Here is a 22,555-nt window from a genome sequence, read left to right as displayed (position 1 = left end):
CGTTAACTATGTGAAAAAACACTATAAGTATTACAGAAAAAATGTGGAGATGCAGTAGTTCTTTTGTGTAATTCCTCACATTTGATCACTTAACATGATCGGTTTTTAAAGTCATGAGAAGTTATTCAAAATGCAGCCATTTTGTTATGATGTGGGCAATATCAAAGATAGATAGGAAAGTGAATGACGACCTTAAAAAATGATCGTTTTCTGCGCGCATTGTTACGTGAACCTGTAGATACTACCCCTGTATGGATGATGCGTCAGGCAGGCCGTTATTTACCAGAATATCGAGAAACACGTGCTAAAGCAGGGGATTTCCTTTCTCTTTGCAAAAATACTGAATTTGCCTGTGAAGTGACTTTGCAGCCTTTACGCCGTTATGAGCTGGATGCGGCCATTTTATTTTCGGACATTTTGACTGTTCCGGATGCTTTAGGTCTGGGCCTGTATTTTGAAGCAGGTGAAGGTCCAAAATTCCACAAAATTGTGCGGACTGAACAGGATGTGGCTAATTTACCCAAATTTAATGCCAAGTCTGACCTTGATTATGTAATGAATGCAGTATCGACTATTCGTTCCGCTTTGGGTGGGCAAGTACCATTGATCGGCTTCTCCGGCAGCCCGTGGACCTTGGCGACGTATATGGTTGAAGGGGGTTCGAGTAAAGATTTCCGCTTCACTAAAAACATGATGTACGCACAGCCAGAAGTTCTGCATGCTTTATTAGAACGTTTAGCAGATGCTGTGACTGAATATCTGAATGCCCAGATCGATGCCGGTGCTCAGGCAGTGCAGATTTTCGATAGTTGGGGCGGTGCACTTGCGCATCGTGAATATATTGAATTTTCACTCAATTATATGCAGAAAATTGTGGCAGGTTTGCAACGTGAAAAAGATGGCCGCAAGATTCCAGTGATTCTGTTTACCAAAGGTGGTGGCCAATGGCTGGAGCCTATGGTCGCGACCGGTGCAGATGCTTTTGGTCTGGACTGGACCACGCCGCTCAATGTTGCACGCCAGACTGTTGCAGGTCGTGCTGCGCTACAAGGCAACCTGGATCCGGCAACTTTATATGGCACTCCGGACGCGATTGCTAAAGCGACCAAGTTGATGCTGGATGATGCCTATGCCAACGGCGAAACAACCGGTTATGTAGCCAACTTAGGTCATGGCATTACCCAGTGGGTGGATCCAGCCAATCCTAAAGTATTTATTGATACCGTACATGAGTACAGCGCTAAATATCTTTAGGATGTAAACCTTGATCGACTTTTTTAAATCAGGGTTTGAATTTACCTATAAGGCAGCTTCGGCTGCCTTATTTGGGATTCTGCTCCTGCTTGCTTTTGCACAAACCGCATCAATGGGTAGTGAACTTTTTTATGGTTTCTACCGCTATGACTATCTATTATTTTTTGCTTTACTGATTCAGATGGTATTGCTCTATACCAAACTGGAATCTTGGGCCGAAGCCAAAGTAATTGCCTTGTTCCATATCATGGCGATGGTTATGGAAATTTTCCTGACCCATCCGGCGATTGCATCCTGGCAATATCCACAACCTGCAATTTTTAAAATACTGACGGTGCCTTTATTTGCGGGTTTTATGTATTCGGCTGTCGGCAGTTTTTTTGCACGTTCCTTACGCTTATACCAAGTTTCATTTGAAAAATTGCCGCGCTTTAGCCATATGCTGGCTTTGGCAGTACTGTCCTACATCAACTTTATGAGTAAATTCTTCATTCCGGACTATCGCTTGCTGTTATTTGTCTGGAGTGTAGTGATGTTCTGGAAAACCAGAATCCGGTTTCAGTTGAATCAGCATGCTTTTCAGCTGCCGATGTTACCTGTCCTGTTGATTTTGGCTTTCATTATCTGGGTGGCTGAGAACATCAGTACCTTTTATCAGATCTGGCTATATCCAAGCCAGGTAGAAAAATGGCATATGGTCGGGTGGGGGAAACTCGGTTCATGGTATTTACTTTTATTGCTCAGTCTGGTGCTGGTATTAAAGATTCTAGGACAGCGTAATTCTCAAGGTAACTGGAGCCTAAAAACCCGGTAAAATTATTCTGTTTATCTTTATGTAAATTGGACATTTTTTTCATTGCGCCAAATTAGACTTCCCGCTACTCTCCTGAATGTGTAATGAAGATTACATCATTAGCGTAATAACAAAAGATGCATGAGAATAACCGGAGAATAAGTATGTTAAAAAAGATTATGCTCGCTGTGGTATTGGCAACGGGTTCTGGTATGGCGATGGCGGATAGAGATGTAGGTTGTGGTATTGGTAGCCAGGTATGGGCAGGCCAGTCAGGCATTATTCCTAAGCTGCTTGCAGGTACAACAAACGTGCTGTTTACTAACCAGTGGCTGGGTATTACTTTCGGTACTTTAGGATGTAGCCAGGGCGGTACAGTAACGGCTCAAGTCGTGACTTTTACCAATGAAAATGCTGAGGCATTGGCACGCGATATGGCCGTAGGTGAAGGTGAAAGCCTGAATGTACTGGCTGAACTGCTAAATATCAAGGCAGAAGACAAAGCACGTTTCTTCACTGTATCTAAGCAGAATTTTTCTGAAATCTACTCAGAAGAAAACCAGAATACTTTACAAGTGTTAAGTACTCTACAAACAGTCATGGCTAAAGATGAAGTATTAAAAGCTTATATCTAAGTATCGCTGTAAAAACCCTGCTGTCCTGGCAGGGTTTTCTTATAAATAAAAACTGAAAAGAACCGTAGACTGAATGAAATATGCTTTTTTGCTCTCAGCCTTGCTGTGGAGTCCGCTAAGTTTTGCATCCGAAATTTCTCCAGATATTCAAGCTTATCTAGAACAAGCCACACAAAAAAAATTGCACCAGACTTCGACCTGGAAGCGTTTGATGTATGCCAATGCTGAAGGAAAAAGTGAAGTCAGTTATGCTGGCTATTTTCTGGCAAAGCCGGGCAAGACAGATCTGCAGCTTGAATTAAAGCAAAATATACAGGCATTGTTTGAGCCCGCAGAACCCAATCAGTCTGTACGATGTAAATTCCCGGCACGTAGTCAGTGGTTAATGCAACAGCTGAATATTTCTGAACAGCAATTGCCTGAAGCGAGTTGCCCGGATTTTGAGCGCTGGATGAATGAAGTCAAGCCTTATCAAGCGACCCTGATTTATGCCACCGATTATATGGGTAATCCCAGCTCCATGTTTGGTCATACTTTGCTGCGTCTGGATCCCAAAGACCAGCAGCAACTGAATCTGGTTTCTTATGCGGTCAATTATGCTGCCACAGTTGACAGTAATGATAACTGGTCCTTTGCCTGGAAAGGGCTGACCGGACAATATCCGGGGGAATATTCCTTGATGCCGTATTACCGCAAAGTCAAGGAATATGGTGACTTTGAAAGCCGTGATTTATGGGAATATGAACTAAATCTGACGCCTGAAGAAACTGGTTTTCTGGTGAAGCATCTCTGGGAAATGCAGCAGGTAAGTTTCCCTTATTATTTCATTAATGATAACTGTGCCTATCGTCTATTAGGGCTTTTTGATCTGGTACGTCCTGAACTGAACTTGCAGCAGCAATTCGATACCGCCGCGATTCCGGTCGAAACTTTAAAAGTTGTGGAACAGCAGGGACTGATCAGGAAGAAGATTTACCGTCCAGCACTGGAAACTCAATTGCTAGCTCAAGCCCGGCAACATGGAAAATCCTTGGCAAAAACTGCGCATCAGGTAGCGTATGCAGAAACCTCTAAAATGGAATCCATGCTACAAAATTATCCGGCTGAAGATCAGGCCAAGATTCTGGAAATGGCCTATGACCATTTATATCTGGACTTTCTTCGCCAGGAAGTCGATGAATCTTTTGCCCAGCCGCGCTTTCGCAAATTATTGGGCCTAAGAAGTCAGTTGGCGATAGACAAACAGCGCCGGCAGCCAGAGCGTCCAAAAATAGATCCGGTTCAAAGCCATCATGCTCGAAATATCGTTCTTAAAACTGGGCAGGTGCAAGATGAGACTTTTGTGCAGCTCGGTCATCGTCAGGCTTATCATGACCTCATGGATCCGCAAGGCGGGCTGCGTACAGGAACCCAATTATTATTCCTGGATGGTGCATTGCAATACCGTGATGACCGCGTGAAGCTGGAACACCTGGATCTACTTACAGTGAATTCCTATAACCCGATCAATGCATTTAAAGCGCCGTTATCTTGGGGCTTTAATTTAGGCTGGAAACAGGAAGCACTGGATCAGCATGGCCAGTTTAGTACCGAGCAGCAGCATGGTGTAGCCAATTTTCAGGTTCAGGGTGGCTATAGCTGGGCAAATGAAGCACGTGAACATCTCTGCTATGTGCAATTACAAAATCATGTGCAGGCCGGAAAAGCGCTAGACAAAGGATGGCGTATCGGTATGGGGCCAACAGTGGGTTGTCAGAATATCTGGACGGATCAGATCAATAGCCTGGTACAGGTAGAATTACCGTATTGGGAAGATTCTCATCAGTGGCAACTGAAGTTGAAAAACCAGTTGCAATATGCCTGGAATGCACAAAATGCCATTCGGGTGGGCTGGGAATATCAGCAACAGGAATCGAAAGACTGGGAAAAATGGAGTCTGGGCTTAGTCCATTATTTTTAATTTGGCTAACATAACCTCGAATATTGAGTAAATGAAGTTTATAGATCAAATGACTTGTATTTGAATGTTTAAAATAAATTCATGTTCGGAGACTTCTACCGATATTATCAAAGATTGCATTCAGTAATTGGGTTAAAATGCCTGAATATTGTTGTATTTGTCACATAATATCACTGCGAATCGCAAAGTATCGGGAAAAGTTATATGAATAATGAGTGTATGGCTATGCTGGCGGAGCAGTGGAAGAAGATCTGTCAAAATTATTCATCGGATGATTTGCTACACGCATTTCAGTTTATTCAAGACCACTCTTTGGTACTGGTAGAAGAATTCTATAAAAATATGCTTCTGGAAGAAGAAGCATCTCAATATTTTACTGATGAGCTAATTCAGCAGCGTTTACGCGATACTTTACATCAATGGCTTTCAGAAAGTTTTAGTGTGGCGCTGAATAAGCGTTATGCAGAGGCCGTGCAAAAACAGAATATCGTTGGACATGTGCATGCGCGGATCGGGATTCCATCCTGGCTGATTATGCGCGGTGTACGAGAAATTCAACGCAAAATGTTTGAATTGCTAAGTTTAAATCCGCAGCCAAACATGCTAACTACCTGTAGTTATATTGTACAAATCATGGGGTTTGCCACAGAAATTATGTGTCGTTCCTATGAGGCGAAATCAGTTCAGAATCAGGAAATGAAGCACAGTTACCGGGTATTTTCTGCAATGCAGGATGTCGCGGTACAAAAAGATAAGCAGCGCAGTTCATTGCTGGATTGGGAAAATGAGCTGATGTTCAAGGTCTTTTCTGGCACTACAGGCATTAGACATCAAATGCTGTCCAAGTCAGAATTTGGCTTATGGTTTATTCATAAGGCGTCTTATGCCTTTACCGGTTCCGATCAGGTCGATTTAATTATCGAGCGAATTTATCAGATCGATACGCTGAATCAGGCAGTGCTGGAATGTACTGAAAAAGATCAGATGCTGAATCTGATTCAAAGTATTCGTGACTTAAACCGTGAAATACAGCACTTGATCGATCAATTATTCCAGGTTGCAGATTACATCGAATCTGGAAATGACTCTCTAACCCAGTTATTGAATCGCCGTTATTTAAATACCATTATTTCACGTGAAATCAATTTCTCTCGTGATAACCAGACACCATTATCCTTGCTAGCGATTGATGCCGACTTCTTCAAAGCCATTAATGATAAATATGGTCATGCAGCCGGCGATCTGGCCTTAAAATTTATTGCTGATGCCTTACAGAAATATATTCAGGGCAGTGACTATGCATTCCGTGTCGGTGGGGAAGAATTCCTGCTGCTACTAGTCGATTCCGATGAAAGACGCGCACTGAATATTGCTGAAAATATCCGTACATATGTAGAGCATGGCTTGATCAATACGTCTCAAGGACAGCAATTTAGACTCACGGTTAGTATCGGCTGTGCGTTATTTGATGGTCATCCGGATTACCAACGATTCCTGGATGCCGCAGATGCTGCACTGTATATGGCTAAAAATACAGGGCGTAACAGGGTCTATCTGGCGCAACCTTCTCAAATTCAGGGCACACAAAAAGCGTCTGTCTAATTTAAAATTTGCTGCTGAATCGCAGCCTGAAATTGCTGTTTTTGCCGTACATATTCGGGATGGACTTTGGCTTTATCCCATTTTTGTTTAAATATTTTCGCTGCAGCAGCTTTAACCGGATCTTCAGAACTGCGCGGCAATTCCTCACGCCCATGCGCACCACTTAAACCCTTTTTATCATCTGGAACCGGACCATCGTATTTTTTGCCGCCTTTATGATTGGCATAACGTCGGGCGCGGGTATAACCCATTTGTAAAAACTTGCGTGCCATATCGGCCCCGACGAAATCTTCATGTTTTAAATATTCTAGAAACAGGGCATAAATTTTTTCACTACTGGCTTGGGCTTTTTCCGCATCTGCAAAACGCCAGTGGGGCAGAATTTCCGACTTATAAGGTTCCACTAAAAGCACGCCTTGCTCACCGCGTCCAATCCGGTATAAGTCTGGACGTTTACGGAAATCAATTTTTTTAAAATCTAGACTATAGTCAAAACTATTTGAATGAACACGTGAAGGGCGTTTAGGCGGATCAGGCTGTTTTCTACTCATGGCTGTTTCCAGAATTTATACACTTGGATCATGCAGCCTTCTAAACAAAAGATCTGTATTTAAACATGGCAGGAAATGTAGTCAGGAAATTAATTATGCAGCATCAATTTGTTTATTTTTAAAACTAGGGAAGTTAAGTTAATGAGACAACTTTTTGAAAAGAATGTAGGGATAAAATTTTAAGAAATTGAATGAATACGTAGAAAAGTTAAGGAATTGATTGCAAAATTCCTTAACTGATGAAGATATTGAATTCGTACTTATCTTTTAACTTTCTACCACGACATAATATTTTTTAACGGCTTCAACCACTTCAAAAGTGCCAATAAAACCGGGTGGAATAATGCCGGCTTCACCTGCTTTGATTTCAACAAAGGATTGTCTTTGAGCATCATGTAAACGGACGATCCCTTCGATTACCTGAAAGAATTCCTGTTTATTCTCGGCAAATACGATATTCCAGGCACCCACTTCACATTGCCAGATTCCGCAATCCATATTGGGATGTTGATAGGCACTCTGGGTCAGGCGTTTAGGATTGCCTTTAACCAGCCGGTCTGGCCGTGGATAATCGATACTTTCTTCAGCCTGGCCTAAACCTTGACCCGCAATCCAAATAGATGACATTTTCGTAACCTCATCGTGTAAAAAAGCCCCAATATCAATTGAGGCTTTCATGTATGAATCTATATTAATAACTTTCTGGTACAGCGCCTAAAAACTCACGGCGGACTTCTTTATCGGTTTTAAAGTCACCGATAAATGACACCGTACGCGTCGTTGATTCCTGTTTGCCGACTCCACGCATCATCATACACATATGTGCTGAATCAATCATCACAGCCACACCACGTGCATTGGTGACTTCAGCAACCGCTTCTGCGATTTGCTGGGTCAGATTTTCCTGAATCTGCAAACGACGGGCAAACATTTCAGTAATTCGGGCAAATTTAGACAGCCCCAATACCTTGCCTTCAGGTAAATAGGCAATATGTACACGGCCATAAAATGGCAATAAATGGTGTTCGCAGAGTGAATAAAATTCGATATTTTTCACTAAAACCATTTCACGGTTATCTGATGGAAAAACCGCACTATTGGTCACTTCTTCCAGAGTCTGGCTATAACCTGAGGTTAAATACGAAAACGCTTTCGCAGCACGCACGGGCGTATCTTTGAGACCAGGGCGATTGAGATCTTCACCAACGGCAGTAAGAATGTTTGCGTAAGATTGCTGCATAGTCATATGACGTATTCACTTAAACTGAGAATGAACAAGGACGGCATTGTAGCAGAAATCTTTTACAATGCCTTATTTTGGGGGTAAATCCGCTTACTGTTTAAACTTTGGATTTTTTTCTGCACGTTTTAGCAAAACTAAAACTGCGCCAGTGCCACCCTGTTTTTCAGGCGCACTGACAAAGGCCAGAACATCACGGTGCTGACGTAACCAGCCGTTGACATAAGTTTTTAAAATCGCTTCCGGCCCTTTGCCATGTACGATCTTGATCACGTTCTGGTTTTCATCTTTGGCGATCTGGATAATCTGAAGCACAGCCTGACGTGCCTCTTCGACCGTACAACCATGCAGGTCGACAGCTTCGAACCAGCGCAGATTGCCTGCTTTTAAATCTTCAAAAACCTTATGCTGCAAGGTCGCAATGCGGTAGCTTAAGCTCGCTTGACTGCCAACCGGATTGAGCATGGCTTGAGTATCAGACAGGACGGTTTCATCGGTATGCATGGGGCCTTCGGCAGCAGCACGCTTGGCCAAAGTTTGCGCATCGACTTTTTTCTTGGGAGATTTTTCTATTTTCGCAATATTGCCGGCATCAATTTTTTGTACGCCTTGCATCTGCTTGCGAAATAGATCGAGGTCTTCCTCCTGTTCCTGCTCCGCTGTTTTCACGACAGGGGCAACAGGTTCAGCCTTAGGCTGAGGATGACTAATTTGCTTTTTAAGATCTTTGAGTAAATTGTACTGATCTTTAGAAAGCGAAGAATCGTGTTTGCTCATAATCTGGAAACGGGGGAGATACTGAATTTGGTAAATTATAGTCTTAAATGACTGAAAGGAGAAATGAATTGCACTAAATACAACATATCCCAAACCCAGCATTAATTTCTCAATAGTTTTCTAAGATTGTATAGCTTGATGAACTTTAAATAGAAAATAATTCATGAATATTCTCCTTTTATCATCTTAACAGTTGCCTCGATGGAACATCTCTCTTTAAATATAAATCAATCAAACCTGGAAAATAAAAAAATGAGTTATTCAGGCAGTTGTTTGTGTGGCGATGTCCAGTTCAAAGTAAATACGAATATTCAGGCCATGTATCATTGTCACTGCAGTTTATGTCGTAAACAGAGTGGTACGGCCGCGAATGCAGCAACTTTAGTTCATCAGCAATATTTTGAATGGACCTCAGAACAGACTTCAATTTCCTGCTATCAAAAAGAGACCGGATTTCGTTCTCATTTTTGTCAACACTGTGGCTCGCCTGTACCGAATCAGGTAGGTACAATTGCATTGATCTGGATTCCTTTAGGGCTTCTGGATCAAGCACCCAAAATTCAGCACAGACTGAGTTTTTGTCTGAACTCGAAGGTGGATTGGGCAGATGAAATCAAGGCGGATGAGTACTATTCTGAACTGCCAGAATTTGAAAAATTAATCTCTTATTTTGATCATTCAACTCAGTATTAAATGAATTGGTTAATAGAAATAAAAAAGCCCCATGCTGAGATGGGGCTTTTTTATACTTAATATTTTAAACCGATTCAGGCTCACCGAATAAATCACGGAAAGCATGATCTGGGCGTGGCTGTTTCATGAAACTTTCACCGACCAGGAAAGCATGAATATCATGTTCCTGCATCATCGCAACATCAGCAGGGGTTGCGATACCGCTTTCAGTGACCAGCAGGCGTGAAGGATCCAGTAATCTTTTTAAACGTAGTGATGTATTCAGGTCGACATCAAAAGTTTTTAAATTACGGTTGTTCACACCCAGCAGACAACGATCAGAAAGTTTTAAAGCACGTCCTAATTCTTCTTCATCATGCACTTCAACCAGTACATCCAGATTATGCTCAAATGCGGTTTTAGACATTTCCTCTAACTGCTGATCAGACAGACAGGCCACGATCAGCAAGATACAGTCTGCATGTAGTGCACGCGCTTCAATCACGCCATAAGGATCGATCAGGAAGTCTTTACGCAACGCAGGCAAGTCACAGTGCGAACGGGCGATCTGAATATTTTCATCAGCACCCTGAAAAAAATCCACATCAGTCAGTACAGATAAACAGGCAGCGCCGGCATCCTGATATTGTGCCGCAATTTCTGCAGGATTGAAGTTTTCACGAATCACGCCTTTGGACGGAGAAGCCTTTTTAATTTCAGCGATTACACCCGGACGTTTAGACATTAAAGATTGAGCAAAACCACGTACAGGTGTCGCGCCTTGAGCTAACTCTTCTATATCCTTATAGCTTTTCTGCTTCAAACGAAGAGCGAACTCTTCTTTCTTACGATCAACAATTTTACCCAAAATTGTATTTGCAATATCAACCATGATTCAAATTCCTGACCGTATTAAGCTTCATATTGTTTGATGGTTTTGGTGAATTCAGACAGCACGCTCATTTTTTCCAGTGCCTGGCCACCATAAATAATATCGTGTGCCAATGCCACACCTTGCTTATAGCTTGAAGTCAGGCCTGATACATAAATACCAGCACCGGCATTTAGGGCAATCATATTGGCAGCCTTATGACCGATCTCAGATTTCTTCTTGCCTAAGGCATCTTTAATCAGAGCCAGACTTTCTGCTGAACTTTCAATAATTAAGCCAGTTAAGGTTTGCGATTCAATGTCGACCTGTTCAGGAATGATTTCCCATTCAGTGATTTCACCGTTTTTCAGCTCAGCCACATGCGTCGAAGAAGCCAGACTGATTTCATCTAAGCCATCACGTGAATGTACGACCATGACATGTTCAGCACCGAGCTGTTTCATGACTTCTGCAATTGGGCGGCAAAGTTCATTGGAAAATACCCCGATGACCAAACGTTTTACGCCGGCCGGATTCGTAAGCGGGCCGAGCAGGTTGAAAATACTGCGAATACCCAGTTCTTTACGTGGACCAATCGCATATTTCATGGCTTTGTGATGATTCGGTGCGAACAGGAAGCCCACACCGATATCACGGATACAGCGTTCGGTTTGCTGCATATTCAAATCAAGATTAATGCCTGCCTGTTCCAGTAAATCTGAAGAGCCTGATTTGGTAGAAACACCACGGTTACCATGTTTGGCAATCGTTGCACCAGCTGCTGCAATTACAAAGGCTGAAGCGGTAGATACGTTAAACAGGTTTTGTCCATCACCGCCTGTACCGACGATATCCACCAGATGAGGGACATCACTGACATCAATTTTGGTTGCCAGTTCACGCATGACACGTGCTGCAGCAGTAATCTCGTCAATACTTTCGCCTTTCAGGCGTAGACCCATGAGCAGAGCACCGATCTGGGCATCGGTTGCTTCGCCAGACATAATGGTGCGCATCACGTCTTCCATTTGTTCCTGAGTCAGGTGAATGTTTTTAGTAATATTGCTTAAAGCTTGTTGAATATTCATGACTTGCGTTTTGCCCATTATGCGTAAATTTCAAGAAAGTTTTTAAAGATCTGATGACCATGCTGGCTCAGGATTGATTCCGGATGGAACTGCACACCTTCAATCGGTAGTGTCTTATGTTTAATCCCCATGATTTCTTCCATAGAGCCATCTTCTTCATTGGTCCAGCAGGTCACTTCCAGGCATTCTGGCAAAGTGGCCTGATCAATCACCAGCGAGTGGTAACGCGTCGCAGAGAAAGGATTCGGTAGGTTGCTGAAAATACCTTTGTCGCTGTGATACATATCAGACAAACGACCATGCATGACACGTTTGGCACGAATAATATCGCCGCCAAAAGCCTGACCAATACTTTGATGTCCCAGACAAACACCGAGCAGGGGAATCTTGCCGCCAAAATGCTGAATGGCAGGAATCGAAATTCCCGCTTCACTTGGCGAACATGGACCAGGACCAATCACCAGATACTTGGGTTGCCATCGCTCAATATCCTCCAATGTCACGGCATCATTGCGGACTACTTTTACTTCTTGATTCAGTTCGCCAAAATACTGGACGATGTTATAAGTAAAGGAGTCATAGTTGTCGATCATTAGAAGCATGAGCTTAACCTATTGAAATTATTGCACTTAACTGTGCTAAAGTGATCCAGATTGAGCTTTATCGGGACTTTTTGCAAGTCTAGGGAATACACGACTAAATCGTTGATTTCATTGTGTGAAAATAAAGCACGCCTCATCATAGCAAAAAATAGCCACATCGGGCGCAATAATTTTTCAATTTTCAGCCTGGTGATTAGCTCACAGCCTTTTAAATATTTTAAATGTGCGTATAAGTAATTAACTGACGAAAAGTAAGTTTAAATAAATATTGCAGTTATTATTTTTTTAAATTAAAAATAAATAGGTTTTAAATTATTAAAGTTATGATGCTGAAAAAAACAGCATTTGAATAATAATGCATGGGATAAATCAAATAATAAGATCGACAATTTGAATAAAAGTGACTCAAAATAGTGATCTTTTTAAGTACATAAACCTACATATTGCGCTTTGTAACTGATAAAAATTAACCAGAATTAAACGAAATTGAATATTTTTTAAACTAAATTAGCATAAAAGCGCAAATCTACACTGAAAAGCGCTCCTATTCTTACCTAATATGAAAACGTCGCACTATTTAGGTGCGCTAAAAAAATACCTGCAACAAATCTCAGGAAGAATGCTTGAATATAGTGCATTTAGTTTAAGTCACAGTATAATAGCGACAAGGTATTTTTATCTTCCTATGTTTTCTTATAAAGATTTCAAGATTTTAGATATACTTTTAAAAGTTGGTACGCTAATTGCTTAATAGATACCAACTTCTAACACGCACTTTGCGAGTGCAATAAAAAACATCGGAGCAAAATGAGCATGGCGAACAAGGTCCTTCAACTCATACAAGAAAGTGGCGCGAAATGGGTCGATTTTCGCTTTACTGATACCAAGGGTAAAGAACAGCACGTTACTTATCCAGCAGACAGTATTGATGAAGATACGTTTGAAGACGGCAAAATGTTTGACGGTTCTTCAATCGCAGGTTGGAAAGGCATCGAAGCATCGGACATGATCTTACGTCCAGATGCAGAAACAGGTTTCATCGACCCGTTCTTTGCAGAGCCAACTGTTGTTGTGACTTGTGACGTTATCGAACCATCAACTGGTCAAGGTTATGAACGTGACCCACGTTCGATTGCTCGCCGTGCAGAAGAATACCTGAAATCTACAGGTATCGGTGATACTGCATTCTTCGGTCCAGAACCAGAATTCTTCGTATTTGACGAAGTGAAATGGGACATCGACATGTCTGGCGCGCGCCACACATTGATCGCTGAAGAAGCTGCTTGGTCTACTGGTAAAGATTACGAAGCAGGTAACTCAGGTCACCGTCCACGTGTTAAAGGTGGTTATTTCCCAGTTCCTCCTGTTGATTCTCATCAAGATATGCGTGCAGACATGTGTGCAAAAATTGAAGAAATCATGGGCCCAGGTCGTGTAGAAGTACATCATCACGAAGTTGCATCTTGCCAGTTAGAAATTGGCGTGAGCTTCAACACAATGGTTCGTAAAGCTGACGAAGTACAACAGTTCAAATATGCTGTTTGGAACGTTGCGCACCAATACGCTAAAACTGCAACCTTTATGCCTAAACCAATGGTAGGCGACAACGGTTCTGGTATGCACGTTCACATGTCGATCTCTAAAGATGGCAAGAACCTGTTTGCTGGTGATGAATATGCAGGCCTTTCAGAAATGGCATTGTACTTCATCGGTGGTGTGATCAAACATGCTCGTTCATTGAATGCGATCACTAACCCATCTACAAACTCATACAAACGTTTGGTACCTCACTTCGAAGCACCGATTATGCTTGCTTATTCAGCGCGTAACCGTTCAGCTTCTATCCGTATTCCTTACGTTTCTAGCCCTAAAGGCAAACGTATTGAAGCACGTTTCCCTGATCCAATGATGAACCCGTACCTAGGTTTCGCTGCATTGTTGATGGCGGGTATCGACGGTATCCAAAACAAGATTCACCCAGGTGAAGCTGCTGACAAGAACCTGTACGATCTTCCTCCTGAAGAAGAAGCGAAAATCCCTACAGTGGCACACAGCCTTGAAATGGCACTTGAATCTCTTAAAGAAGATCATGACTACCTGCTTAAAGGTGGCGTGTTTACTAAAGAAATGCTTGATGCTTACATCGAACTTAAGACTGAAGATGTACGTCGTCTGAACACGACTACTCACCCAGTTGAATTCGACATGTACTACAGCCTGTAATTCTGATCTGAATTTCACTGTAAAAAAGACCCGCCTTTGTGCGGGTTTTTTTGTATGATGCTGTTATTGATCAAAGATATGAAGTTATGGCACAACGTAAAAGACATACCGGCTTTTTTCCCTGGATTGATCCTCAGGATCATAGCAAAGGCTTTAAACTGAATTTTTCTGAAGTGACCTATGTAGAAGTAGCGCGTACACCTGAGGGTTATAAGCAGGTCGAGTTTGTGGCATTACGTCATCCTGAGCTGGCTTTGGACTATGACTATCCACAAAGCTTTTATCTCACCACAGATGGCATGATTTTGAAAAAGCTGCCAAGTGGAAAGTATGAAGTGATTGCCAAGACAGATAATGCCTAATCGTGAAGTTGATAACGTTGTGAGTGTAAAATTTAAAAATCTGCATGGACCGCATATACCCGCCGCGCTTCGAGAATGGCTGTATGCCTCGGGATCATTGACGCAGCAGTTAACAGATCTGGCCGGTGGACAGTTTCGGGTAGAACCACAGCAGGAACATTTTCAGCGTCTGGAATTTGTGGATGCGCGGTGGATGCAGATGCCACATCAGCATACGTCCTGGGTGCGGGAAAGTTATTTATATGGCTGTGAAGAGCAGCCATGGGTCAAAGCAAAAAGTATATTTCCGATATTAAGCTTGCAAAAACGTGCGCGGATTTTTCAGCACATTGGATCGAAGCCGATTGGCTGGCTATTATTCCAGCGGACCAATCCAAACTGTGAACGACGTGTGATTTATCTGGAAGAGGGTTGGACCCGTCAGAGCTGCTATACTTGGCATGGTTGTAAATTTATCGTACAAGAAACATTTTTACCGGCATTTGAACACTTTATACAAAATCAACAGGCTTAACTTGATATGGCAACTGCACAAGCAATTACTTGGCGTGAACGTCTGAGCGCCTATTATTATCTTTGTCGTTTTGATAAGCCAATTGGCACAGAGCTGGTCTTCTGGCCGACCATGTGGGCGCTATGGGTCGCAGCAAAAGGAATCCCTGATCTCAGTATTCTAGTGCTGATGATTCTAGGTGTAATTTTTATGCGCGCAGCGGGCTGTGCCATTAATGACTTTGCCGACCGTAAAGTGGATGCGCATGTCGAGCGTACCAAAACCCGTCCCTTAGCCACCGGTATTATTAGTGCTAAAGAAGCAGTGATGGTCTTTCTGGTGCTCGTCGCAGCCAGTGCCTGCCTGTTATTTTTCCTGCCGATTGAAACCTTTTACTGGTCCTTTGGAGCCTTGTTTTTAGCGTTCATTTATCCGTTTATGAAACGCTATACCCATTTGCCGCAGGTATTTTTGGGAGCTGCATTTTCCTGGTCCATTCCGATGGCTTATACCGCTGTCGGGCAGACACCAGACCTAACCTGCTGGCTTCTCTATTTTGGCAATCTGGCTTGGACCGTGGCCTATGACACGCAATATGCGATTACCGATCGTGAGTATGATTTAAAGATTGGAGTAAAATCGACAGCCATTTTATTCGGTCAGCATGATATTCAGATCATTAGTACCTTACAGGTTCTAAGTCTGGTCTTGATTGGCACGGCATTATGGATTGAGGATTTGCTTGTTCCATTTGGCCTGATGGGGCTTCTAGCCGTCGCAATTGATTTTATTTATCAATGGTCAAAAACTCGAGATAAGGACCCGCAGCGCTGTTTCTGGGCTTTCCGTCATAACCGTTGGGTGGGGCTGATGATTTTTCTTGGAATCTTTGCCGCGCTTCTGTAACTGCACCTTGTCGATTCATAACAAAAGCATCCTATAAGGGTGCTTTTTTTTATGCTTAATTCAAGATTCTTCATGAAAATCATAAACAACAATAAGGGATTAGAATATGAATAATGTAGTGAAAAACGGTTTCAAAAAAACCTGTCTGGCACTGGTATGTTCCATGTCATTGTTTATGACTGCGTGTAATGACGATGATAATGATTCGTTCCGACCACAGGAAAGGGTATTTTTAAGTCAACAGTCTTATGATGAGGATACCTTGCCTGAAGCATCGGATATTCAAGTCATACGCTATAATATGCCAAACGTAAATGGTGAACGGGCTGAAGCGACAGCCATGGTATTTTATCCAAATACGCCTCAACCTCAAGACGGATGGAGGGTGGTGGTTTGGGAACATGGCACGGTGGGTAGCGGTGATTCTTGTGCACCAAGTAATAACCAGCTGAATAATAATTTTAGAGGACTGGCCAGCAGCTTGCTTGCACAGGGATATGTGATTGTTGCACCCGATTATGAAGGATTAGGTACTCGGGGGATTCATCCTTATTTAAATTTAAAGAGTGCTGCACAATCGGCTATCTATGCAGTAAGAGCCTTTAAAGAACAACAAGGAAATCGATTTAATGGTGCATGGGTCTCAGTGGGGCAATCCCAAGGAGGACATGCATCACTTGCCACAGCCCAGTTTGCCGATGAAGATCCAAATTATAAGGCAGCAGTTGCAGCAGCTCCGGCCTCAAGTCTGGGTTATATTATCAGTGAAGTAGCACCGCAAGCGCTTAGTGCCTTGGTTGAGGCTGGGCAAGATAATGCTGCGAAAGCAGTCTATGCAGAATTACTGGCATATGCAGCTTATGTTGCTGTCGGGATTAAAGCTTATGAACCAGGCTTTAACTATCGCAATATATTTTCAAGCCGTGCAGGGATTGTGGCTGAAAAGGCGGAAGGCACGACTGGAGAAAATGGACTTTGTTTAGGGCCATTGATTACTGAATATGTGCAAGATATTGATGATTATCTGGTGAATAATCCAGAAAAAACGGTCGTGGACTATCCGGGATTAGTAGAAAACTTCCAGAATAATTCGTCGGTTGAAAAGTTCCTAGAGAATAATCAGCCAGCAACTGAAAAAATTAATGTTCCTGTGATGATCATTCAAGGTACTGCAGATAGAGCTGTTCCGTATCCAGTGACAAATACATTACAACAAGGCTTGAAAGATATGGGAACCACAGTGACTTTTGTGCCGGTACAAGACGCATCACATACTGAGGCTATTGTAGAAAGCAGAACCCAGTTGCTGACCTTCATCAATACCTATATGCCTTCAGGTATTTCTGTCAGTCCTTAATCCTAAAAGGAGCTTCGGCTCCTTTTCTATTCTTTGTGATGCCAGGCCTTGAGCAATCATTTAAGTTTGTTATAGTGGCTCAGGATTATAGGTTATCAGTATAGGCTTGTTATGTCACAACAGACAAAACCCCGCAGTATCAAAAAACTGCTTATCTTTGGAACCTTGGCTTTATGTGTTCCAATTTTTTTGGTGACGATGGCATTTCTGGCAGTTAATAGCGATGCAAAAAATCAGGAAAAATATAAGCAGCAACAGGCAGATATGATTGCCCGGATTGAAGCGCGTGAAGCGGCTGAAAAATCAAAGGCAGAGCAGGAGGTTCAAGCAACTCAAGCTGCTTCAGAAGCTGAAACAAATTCTTCTCATTAAACTATTTATCTCACATCTCTTTGTAGCTGCCGGATCGTTGGAATATCAGTGTAGCGGACGACTGTATAGCCGGCAGCAATCAGCATCGCATCACGTTCTGCATCTTCCTGTTCTTTGCCAATATGGCTAGTTTTCCTAATTTCATAAATTTAGTTGTCAAATAAAAACAGTCAATTTCATATGAAATTACATAGTAGAAAAGAGAGCAAATTTAATGAATAAATTTCACTCATTAAAGTCTTAATTTTGATAGGCTTTGTGGCACATATACTCAAAAGCTAAATTTTCCCCAAGTTATCTAAATTTAAGTGACAACTTGGGTGTGTGGACGACCTAATTCCTTAAGTCTATTTAACACTGCCACACGTGCATGAATCATATTTACCTGACTAGGAAAACTTATTGCTGTTAATTTATTGCAATACATCTTGGTTTCCACCAAGATCCGATGATGATAGCCTGATCATTTTTTCTATAATGTTCTGCCTAGACTTTTAATTATTCGAAGTAATTCATTTCGCTCCTGAGAATGAAATTTTTTATCTTTCCTAATCTTCATCTTTTTCTAGGTGGAACCAATGCATGCGGCCGCTCCGCAATGACCTGGCGGCATTGTTTCATATCATATGCTCCGTCTGTATAGACGGAATCTATTTGCTCACCCAACGGAATTTGATTAAGTAAATATCCAAGGACTTGCGAATCACTCACGTTGTTGGTTGTAAGCTGAACTTTTTTTATTTGCAGGGTTTTAGCATCTATACCAATATGCAGTTTACGCCACTGGCGACGATATCCAGGTTGGTGTTTCTTATGTTTCCATTCTCCTTCATCTAAAAACTTTAGACCTGTTGAGTCAACGAGTAGATAAAGCCCACTACTGCTTTTTTGATAGCGAAATGCAATATCAATTTACTTTTGTCTTCTACAAATAGTGGAACAATCTGGAGCTGTCCGATCTAGACCACACAGTTTAATGAGACTTTTAATAAAGCCAGTGGCCATATGTAAAGACAGACGAAATAAGGATTTAACCATTAAGCAAACTGGATAGCTGCATCAGAGTAAGTTTGATTTCGACCTTGTTTACTATTGGTTAGTGCATACCACTGAATCTTGGGATCAAACCAAATGGCAAAATTTTCGCGATTAATAAGAGCTCTGTTGTATGAAGACTAATTGGTTGTACGGTAAATTTTAGGTGTAGGCTTATGCATTTGAAAATTATATTGTGGAATAAGCCTTTAGAGATAGGTTTGTGCAACAATACCTCTTAAAATTGATAAATCTTCACTCAATGGAACTTCCCTTGTTCCAATCGCCAGTCACACAACCAAATACCTAGCCCATCATGCACCACACGTTCATATGATGACCACGTTATTACAGAACAGGTAGGCGTAATGCGGTTTTATATAGCCAAAGGCTATCAGCACTTGAACCATAGCCGTATCCATACTCGCACGCATGTCCATCGGCTGGGTAGAGAGCCAGATTTCATCAATACGGATCATGTCGCTATGGGAATAAGAATGAAAATTAATCGAATTGACCAATACTAAAACTAAACTAGTGCATTGAACAGCTTGTAATTAGTCATATAATATCCCAGTTAATGGATTGATATGTCTTAACCATGATTTTTGTCATCGTGGTAACTCTGGGCAACATGGCTTGCCGCCATAATATTTGAAATTGAACATTCAATAGATGTCCGCAAGCCATCGAAGAGTTGAACCTCGTTAGAGGTTTGAAGATAGTCCAATATATTTTCGCTCAAGAATTCTATAATTGCTTTGGGATTTCTGATTCTAAATTGGTCACTTTCAGCCAATTTGATGAGATGTGACAGGTCTGGAAATGCTTTACTACCCGCCAGTTTGAGTGCCATCTGATTATCAATTGATTCATAGATCAGGGTATGGGTAAGATCAAAGGGTGGTGAAACAAAAATGTTCTTCATATCTGAGGAATATTGCAAAGCAAAGTTTTTAAGATGTGCGTCGCCATTACCGATTAAACAGTTGAATACGATGTATTTATACATTTTTTCAACTTCAGCTACGCTACCCGTATATAGATAAGTTGCTTTCAGAAGAGTTTCATAGCTACTTGTATATTTTGCACATGGATCATTTGATTTTTTCATGAGCGTCGTAAAGTCTTCATAGCCTAGTTTTGTACCATCACTGGTTTTATCAAACCGTTCTACCACATAGGTTTCTAAATTTTCAGACAAGTAAGTCTTTGGTGGCTCAAGCCCACAATGCCGTGCAGCCTGCATACAGACAAACTCATTGACGGTAAGTAATGGAAATTCGGAATCAAAGGACTTAACAATCAAATCCCTTTGCTGAACTTTGTTATCCGATTGAACAGTATATGCATCCGGAATGCTTACCTTGGGCTGCATCCCAGCCAATGAAGTCCTGAGATAGTATTTTTCTAAGAGTTGTGGGAAAAGGGGCTCTTTACTACGATAGGATAGAATTTCACTTAAGTTCAAAGATTCTACCTCGGGAAAATTTAACTCACTTTTGTATGAGAGTATGCCGATGCCTTGATCACCTTGCAGTGCCAATAAGTACATGTCATTGACCTTGGTATATCTTGAAAGCTTTTCAACTATTAATCTACGATTGAACCCTTCAGGAATATTCTGCGCAAATATTGGATGGAGCGGGCCTGAAGAATAACCATCCATACGTTTCCGGGTCATGGTAAGTGACGCATGCTGTTTTTCTTGTAATGGCTGATAATGGTGAACTGAACCATAGGTTAAGACACCTAATTCAGTTTGATTGGCACGCACCATGATATTGGTGATTTTTGCAGGAAGATTGGTTTGAGAATTCATTCATCCTCCTCAGCAAACATATTTTCAATCTCATCCCAATGGGGCAGGGAATGTTGCTTTGGAGATACATCAAACTGCAAACCAACCGCATCAAGTACACGTTCAAATATGTCAAATGAACCCGTAAAACGTCCATTCTCGATCTCAGAGATTGTAGTTTTATTGATTCGGATCAATTCGGATAGTTTTTGCTGTGTATAGCCAAGGTCTCTTCGTTCTATACGAACTTTTTTTCCAATTTCTACTCTACTCGCCATAGTAATTCGGCCACAATATGTTAGCTATATAGCTAATATAATATATTTAGTATATGAAGTTATCTAATTAGCTAACAAATTAACGTAATATTATTCTGCTTTTTGATTACTTAGATCTAAAAATAAAGTATTACAGAGATTAAATCATAGGAAGGAGGCAAGATGAGCTAGCATTTTGCCTCCGCCAGACCGAAGTCAAAGTTGAATCATGAACTATACTCATCTTATTCAAGAAGAAAGATATAAGATTCAAAACTTTTGTAAGTCTTTAATAAATCGTAGAACTTCTAACTTCTGCTCATTACTTAAAGTATGACTAACTTGTATTATTTCTGCCAATAAATCGTTTTCTACATAAAAATATGCTGTTGGTAAATCTAAAATTTCTGCAATTTTGGAAGCCATTAAAAAATCAGGAACATGTTTTCCACGTTCATACTGATTCATACGCGCACTAGCAGAAGATTCATCAATTCCAGCCAAGATCCCCAAGCGCTCTTGTGAAAGTTTTTTTGCTTTTCGCGCTATACGAAGTCGTAAGGCAAAAACATTTAAATTATGTGTTGGCATTAAACATAAGCACCCACCTTAAAACTAAGATTTTCTTAGTTTCAACTTGAGTTATTACTAAGGATTCCTTAGTATTGTGAAATCAAGAAGTCGACATTACATTGCCCGATGGTAACTTTTGAACAAGCTTGCCAGATCTGCGTTGATCTCAAGAGCCTATTTTTGATCCTCTACCAATTGTTAAAGTTATGATTCTATATACAGTTCAACACTAAGGTCATCAACTCTCTTTTGCTTTAATTGTGCTTATCCATGTCAAAATATACTCTACCTTTTTACAGTGATTTTTTTCACATTTTACTGAATCATGAAATCATCGAATGGCGAGCGAATGACTTTATAAAGGCTATTTTTAATGATAGACAATTTATTGAACTCTCTGAAAAGCAAAGTATTTATAGAGGCTTAAATATACTAGTAAAATGCAATTTTCTTTTAACAGTGAGAGACAAGGATAACCGTAATATTTTTAGATACAGCGAATCTTCTTATTTAAAATCCTATCGAAATGTTGAGAAAGTAAAGAAAGTCAAAGAAGCATTAATTGAGGAACAAAAGAGTTTGGAAAATGCACTCGAAAGACGTAAAATCGAAAAAGTTTTCATTGAAAATATCATTACTAAAAACCCAGATCTACAAGGTTTTTTCGACAAATATGAGAATGTTATATCTAAAGAGTTAAAGGAATTAGAAAATAAGAATAGTTTTATAGTGAATATTTTCAACGATATTGAAAATGATCAACATGAATCATTCTAAAGAAGGAGAACTACAAGTTATATAATGCAGTAATTCACTGCCGCATAAACCCAACCAGAATTGGTTCGAATATATGCGAAGTCAGCAACCGACAAGCGATTTAGGATGATCTGCTCTAAAATTCCGTTTCACCAAGTCAGGTACACGTTTTTGTTCATCTCAGCTCTGGGTAGTATATTTATTCTTACCACACCAAACACCATGTAGACCTAGCTGTTGCATCAATCGGTAATCCTCCCATAAATAACCGAAGTTAAAAGTAGAGGTTAAGCAGCCATTAGAGGTGGCTTTCCTTTGTTAGCTTGATGTGGTCTTTCATGGTTGTAATGCCACAACCAGTTTGTTGCATAATCT

General features: G+C 41.2%; 24 protein-coding genes and 3 pseudogenes. 13 read left to right on the top strand and 14 right to left on the bottom strand.

The window, feature by feature from the left end; all coding sequences use genetic code 11:
• Positions 1 to 183 precede the first annotated feature (183 nt).
• From hemE to FTV25_RS13980, 5 genes are all read left to right on the top strand, one after another.
• The gene (gene hemE / locus FTV25_RS14000) at positions 184 to 1,254 is read left to right on the top strand and encodes a uroporphyrinogen decarboxylase (protein ID WP_180004227.1); all 1,071 of its coding nucleotides are present in this window, start codon (positions 184 to 186) and stop codon (positions 1,252 to 1,254) included.
• A gap of 10 nt (positions 1,255 to 1,264) precedes the next feature.
• The gene (locus FTV25_RS13995) at positions 1,265 to 2,068 is read left to right on the top strand and encodes a DUF817 family protein (RefSeq protein WP_180004230.1); all 804 of its coding nucleotides are present in this window, start codon (positions 1,265 to 1,267) and stop codon (positions 2,066 to 2,068) included.
• A 143-nt stretch (positions 2,069 to 2,211) separates the two neighbouring features.
• Positions 2,212 to 2,682, top strand: coding sequence for a DUF3015 family protein (locus FTV25_RS13990; RefSeq protein WP_004782788.1), 471 nt, complete (start codon positions 2,212 to 2,214; stop codon positions 2,680 to 2,682).
• Between the two features lie 73 nt (positions 2,683 to 2,755).
• A complete protein-coding gene (locus FTV25_RS13985; RefSeq protein ID WP_180004232.1) occupies positions 2,756 to 4,642 on the top strand; it encodes a DUF4105 domain-containing protein in 1,887 nt (628 codons plus the stop codon).
• 204 nt (positions 4,643 to 4,846) lie between these two features.
• A complete protein-coding gene (locus tag FTV25_RS13980; protein ID WP_180004234.1) occupies positions 4,847 to 6,244 on the top strand; it encodes a diguanylate cyclase in 1,398 nt (465 codons plus the stop codon).
• Here FTV25_RS13980 and FTV25_RS13975 read toward each other — a convergent pair.
• The 4 genes from FTV25_RS13975 to FTV25_RS13960 form a co-directional block, all read right to left on the bottom strand.
• Complete coding sequence (locus FTV25_RS13975) at positions 6,241 to 6,795, bottom strand: DUF4385 domain-containing protein (protein WP_159124405.1); 555 nt, start codon at positions 6,793 to 6,795, stop codon at positions 6,241 to 6,243. The two genes, FTV25_RS13980 and FTV25_RS13975, sit on opposite strands and share 4 nt — an antisense overlap.
• Positions 6,796 to 7,062: 267 nt before the next feature.
• The gene (locus tag FTV25_RS13970) at positions 7,063 to 7,422 is read right to left on the bottom strand and encodes a cupin domain-containing protein (RefSeq protein ID WP_159124404.1); all 360 of its coding nucleotides are present in this window, start codon (positions 7,420 to 7,422) and stop codon (positions 7,063 to 7,065) included.
• Between the two features lie 64 nt (positions 7,423 to 7,486).
• Positions 7,487 to 8,035: a GTP cyclohydrolase I FolE gene (gene folE, locus FTV25_RS13965; RefSeq protein WP_171064799.1), complete on the bottom strand. Its 549-nt coding sequence runs from the start codon at positions 8,033 to 8,035 to the stop codon at positions 7,487 to 7,489.
• 93 nt (positions 8,036 to 8,128) lie between these two features.
• On the bottom strand, positions 8,129 to 8,812 hold the full coding sequence (locus FTV25_RS13960) for a Smr/MutS family protein (RefSeq protein ID WP_034590020.1): 684 nt from the start codon (positions 8,810 to 8,812) through the stop codon (positions 8,129 to 8,131).
• A 252-nt stretch (positions 8,813 to 9,064) separates the two neighbouring features.
• Between FTV25_RS13960 and FTV25_RS13955 the strand changes: the two genes are divergently transcribed.
• Complete coding sequence (locus FTV25_RS13955) at positions 9,065 to 9,505, top strand: GFA family protein (protein WP_180004236.1); 441 nt, start codon at positions 9,065 to 9,067, stop codon at positions 9,503 to 9,505.
• Positions 9,506 to 9,569: 64 nt separating this feature from the next.
• Here FTV25_RS13955 and trpC read toward each other — a convergent pair whose 3' ends face one another.
• From trpC to FTV25_RS13940, 3 genes are read right to left on the bottom strand one after another with little or no spacing between them, the layout of a single operon-like run.
• A complete protein-coding gene (trpC, locus tag FTV25_RS13950; RefSeq protein WP_180004238.1) occupies positions 9,570 to 10,376 on the bottom strand; it encodes an indole-3-glycerol phosphate synthase TrpC in 807 nt (268 codons plus the stop codon).
• A gap of 20 nt (positions 10,377 to 10,396) precedes the next feature.
• Positions 10,397 to 11,443 carry an anthranilate phosphoribosyltransferase gene (trpD, locus tag FTV25_RS13945; RefSeq protein WP_034590018.1) on the bottom strand — a complete coding sequence of 349 codons (1,047 nt, stop codon included), beginning with the start codon at positions 11,441 to 11,443 and terminating at the stop codon, positions 10,397 to 10,399.
• Between the two features lie 17 nt (positions 11,444 to 11,460).
• Positions 11,461 to 12,045 (bottom strand): aminodeoxychorismate/anthranilate synthase component II, encoded by a 585-nt coding sequence (locus tag FTV25_RS13940; RefSeq protein ID WP_004782771.1) that lies wholly within the window; start codon positions 12,043 to 12,045, stop codon positions 11,461 to 11,463.
• A gap of 807 nt (positions 12,046 to 12,852) precedes the next feature.
• On the opposite strand from FTV25_RS13940, the gene glnA reads away from it, so the two are divergent.
• The 6 genes from glnA to FTV25_RS13910 all read left to right on the top strand — a co-directional run bounded on the left by glnA (position 12,853) and on the right by FTV25_RS13910 (position 17,758).
• Positions 12,853 to 14,268, top strand: coding sequence for a type I glutamate--ammonia ligase (gene glnA, locus FTV25_RS13935; protein ID WP_171064793.1), 1,416 nt, complete (start codon positions 12,853 to 12,855; stop codon positions 14,266 to 14,268).
• A gap of 86 nt (positions 14,269 to 14,354) precedes the next feature.
• A complete protein-coding gene (locus FTV25_RS13930) occupies positions 14,355 to 14,630 on the top strand; it encodes a hypothetical protein (protein ID WP_180004239.1) in 276 nt (91 codons plus the stop codon).
• Positions 14,623 to 15,144 carry a chorismate lyase gene (locus FTV25_RS13925; protein WP_257218990.1) on the top strand — a complete coding sequence of 174 codons (522 nt, stop codon included), beginning with the start codon at positions 14,623 to 14,625 and terminating at the stop codon, positions 15,142 to 15,144. Before FTV25_RS13930 ends, FTV25_RS13925 begins: the two co-directional genes overlap by 8 nt.
• 6 nt (positions 15,145 to 15,150) lie before the next feature.
• The gene (gene ubiA / locus FTV25_RS13920; protein WP_034702847.1) at positions 15,151 to 16,029 is read left to right on the top strand and encodes a 4-hydroxybenzoate octaprenyltransferase; all 879 of its coding nucleotides are present in this window, start codon (positions 15,151 to 15,153) and stop codon (positions 16,027 to 16,029) included.
• 106 nt (positions 16,030 to 16,135) lie between these two features.
• Positions 16,136 to 17,386, top strand: a complete 1,251-nt coding sequence (locus FTV25_RS13915; RefSeq protein ID WP_180004241.1) for a S9 family peptidase — start codon at positions 16,136 to 16,138, stop codon at positions 17,384 to 17,386.
• Positions 17,387 to 17,497: 111 nt separating this feature from the next.
• Positions 17,498 to 17,758 carry a hypothetical protein gene (locus FTV25_RS13910; protein ID WP_180004243.1) on the top strand — a complete coding sequence of 87 codons (261 nt, stop codon included), beginning with the start codon at positions 17,498 to 17,500 and terminating at the stop codon, positions 17,756 to 17,758.
• A gap of 5 nt (positions 17,759 to 17,763) precedes the next feature.
• Here FTV25_RS13910 and FTV25_RS13905 read toward each other — a convergent pair.
• The 6 genes and pseudogenes from FTV25_RS13905 to FTV25_RS13880 form a co-directional block, all read right to left on the bottom strand.
• A pseudogene (locus FTV25_RS13905) lies at positions 17,764 to 17,892 on the bottom strand (DUF559 domain-containing protein); the annotation flags it as partial.
• A gap of 170 nt (positions 17,893 to 18,062) precedes the next feature.
• Positions 18,063 to 18,975 (bottom strand): annotated as a pseudogene (locus tag FTV25_RS13900) (IS5 family transposase).
• 147 nt (positions 18,976 to 19,122) lie between these two features.
• Entirely contained in the window at positions 19,123 to 19,314 is a 192-nt protein-coding gene (locus tag FTV25_RS16140) for a hypothetical protein (RefSeq protein WP_257218991.1), read from the bottom strand.
• A 74-nt stretch (positions 19,315 to 19,388) separates the two neighbouring features.
• Positions 19,389 to 20,615, bottom strand: a complete 1,227-nt coding sequence (locus FTV25_RS13890; protein WP_180004245.1) for a type II toxin-antitoxin system HipA family toxin — start codon at positions 20,613 to 20,615, stop codon at positions 19,389 to 19,391.
• Positions 20,612 to 20,872: a helix-turn-helix domain-containing protein gene (locus FTV25_RS13885; RefSeq protein ID WP_004695714.1), complete on the bottom strand. Its 261-nt coding sequence runs from the start codon at positions 20,870 to 20,872 to the stop codon at positions 20,612 to 20,614. Before FTV25_RS13885 ends, FTV25_RS13890 begins: the two co-directional genes overlap by 4 nt.
• Positions 20,873 to 21,121: 249 nt before the next feature.
• Positions 21,122 to 21,442 carry a helix-turn-helix domain-containing protein gene (locus tag FTV25_RS13880; protein ID WP_004695717.1) on the bottom strand — a complete coding sequence of 107 codons (321 nt, stop codon included), beginning with the start codon at positions 21,440 to 21,442 and terminating at the stop codon, positions 21,122 to 21,124.
• Between the two features lie 252 nt (positions 21,443 to 21,694).
• Between FTV25_RS13880 and FTV25_RS13875 the strand changes: the two genes are divergently transcribed.
• Entirely contained in the window at positions 21,695 to 22,201 is a 507-nt protein-coding gene (locus FTV25_RS13875) for a hypothetical protein (protein WP_004695718.1), read from the top strand.
• A 38-nt stretch (positions 22,202 to 22,239) separates the two neighbouring features.
• On the opposite strand, the pseudogene FTV25_RS13870 reads toward FTV25_RS13875, so the two are convergent.
• Positions 22,240 to 22,429, bottom strand: a pseudogene (locus FTV25_RS13870) (IS3 family transposase); the annotation flags it as partial.
• Positions 22,430 to 22,555: the final 126 nt, after the last annotated feature.

It is taken from the genome of Acinetobacter sp. YH12249 (assembly GCF_013417475.1).
In the GTDB taxonomy this organism is placed as follows: domain Bacteria; phylum Pseudomonadota; class Gammaproteobacteria; order Pseudomonadales; family Moraxellaceae; genus Acinetobacter.
This window is presented reverse-complemented; position numbering and strand designations above follow the sequence as displayed.